Source organism: Streptomonospora sp. PA3, assembly GCF_009728995.1.
Taxonomy (GTDB): Bacteria; Actinomycetota; Actinomycetes; order Streptosporangiales; family Streptosporangiaceae; genus Streptomonospora.
Window position 1 is genome coordinate 1 of sequence record NZ_VTZW01000012.1, and the last position, 1,908, is coordinate 1,908.

Below are 1,908 nucleotides of genomic sequence, written 5' to 3' on the forward strand. Positions count from 1 at the left end.
GTGTGGGGACTTTCCACGGTTTCCGTGCCGTAGCTAACGCATTAAGCGCCCCGCCTGGGGAGTACGGCCGCAAGGCTAAAACTCAAAGGAATTGACGGGGGCCCGCACAAGCGGCGGAGCATGTTGCTTAATTCGACGCAACGCGAAGAACCTTACCAAGGTTTGACATCGCCGGTAATCCCGCGGAGACGCGGGGTCCTTTTGGGATCGGTGACAGGTGGTGCATGGCTGTCGTCAGCTCGTGTCGTGAGATGTTGGGTTAAGTCCCGCAACGAGCGCAACCCTTGTTCCATGTTGCCAGCACGTGGTGGTGGGGACTCATGGGAGACTGCCGGGGTCAACTCGGAGGAAGGTGGGGATGACGTCAAGTCATCATGCCCCTTATGTCTTGGGCTGCAAACATGCTACAATGGCCGGTACAGTGGGCGTGCGATGCCGCAAGGCGGAGCGAATCCCTAAAAGCCGGTCTCAGTTCGGATTGGGGTCTGCAACTCGACCCCATGAAGGTGGAGTCGCTAGTAATCGCGGATCAGCAACGCCGCGGTGAATACGTTCCCGGGCCTTGTACACACCGCCCGTCACGTCATGAAAGTCGGCAACACCCGAAACGTGCGGCCTAACCCCGTTTGGGGAGGGAGTGCGTGAAGGTGGGGCTGGCGATTGGGACGAAGTCGTAACAAGGTAGCCGTACCGGAAGGTGCGGCTGGATCACCTCCTTTCTAAGGAGTCTTGATGAGCCGGCCTGTGCTGGGCTGTCCCCGGTGGGGGCGGTCCGGTGGTTGTTTTTCCGTTGTGGCCGGCGGACTCGTAAGTGGACCCGGTGCTGTTGGTCTGTCCCGCTGTGCGGGCCAGGCCGGGTGTCGGGATGGTGCTTGGTGGACACGCGCTGTTGGGTGTCTGAGGGAGCGACCCGGTGGGTTGTTTTCCCCGATGCCACCCTGATGAAGACCCTGGTGGGCGCGGATGCGCGCGGGCGGGTCCTCGGTGTCCTCCGTGTCGGGGGCGGTCGCTGGTCGGCCGTCTGCGGTGGGGAGGGGGTTCCCGGTTGGTCCGGGGGCGGTCGAGGCCTGGTTGCGGTGTCCGGTGGTGTTCCGCTGGGTTGTGGTCGGGTGTGTGGCTGGTGGTTTGATTTGTGGATAGTGTGCGCGAGCATCTTGTATCTGTGGTGGCCAAGCAAGAGTGGCATACGGTGGATGCCTTGGCACCAGGCGCCGATGAAGGACGTGGGAGGCCGCGATAGTCCACGGGGAGTTGTCAACCGAGCGGTGATCCGTGGGTGTCCGAATGGGGGAACCCAGCCCGAGTTGTGTCGGGTTGCCGCCGTCTGAATGTATAGGGCGGTTGGTGGTGACGCGGGGAAGTGAAACATCTCAGTACCCGCAGGAAGAGAAAACAAGAGTGATTCCCTGAGTAGTGGTGAGCGAAAGGGGATGGTGGCTAAACCGCGTGCGTGTGAGAGGCGGCAGCCGTTGCGTGCGTGGGGTTGTGGGGTTGCGTTGTGTCCGGTCTGCCGGCTGGGCGCGCTGGTGGTTGCTGTAGTCGAAGCCGTTGGGAAGCGGTGCCGGAGTGGGTGAGAGTCCCGTAGGCGAAGCGGTGATCATTGGTGTGGACGTTGTCCCCGAGTAGCGCGGAGCTCGTGGAATTCCGTGTGAATCCGGCAGGACCACCTGTCAAGCCTGAATACGTCCTGGTGACCGATAGTGGACGAGTACCGTGAGGGAAAGGTGAAAAGTGCCCCGGTGAGGGGTTGTGAAAGAGTACCTGAAACCGTGTGCTGTCAAGCCGTCAGAGCTTCGCTTTGGTGCGGGGTGATGGCGTGCCTTTTGAAGAATGAGCCTGCGAGTCGTGGTGTGTGGCGAGGTTAACCCGGGTGGGGTAGCCGTAGCGAAAGCGAGTCTGAACAGGGCG

2 rRNA genes are annotated in these 1,908 nt (G+C 61.6%); both read left to right on the forward strand.

Annotated features, from left to right (window positions below):
• Positions 1–719 (forward strand): 16S ribosomal RNA (locus tag FZ103_RS14975); the annotation flags it as partial.
• Positions 720–1,167: 448 nt separating this feature from the next.
• A 23S ribosomal RNA gene (locus FZ103_RS14980) occupies positions 1,168–1,908 on the forward strand; the annotation flags it as partial.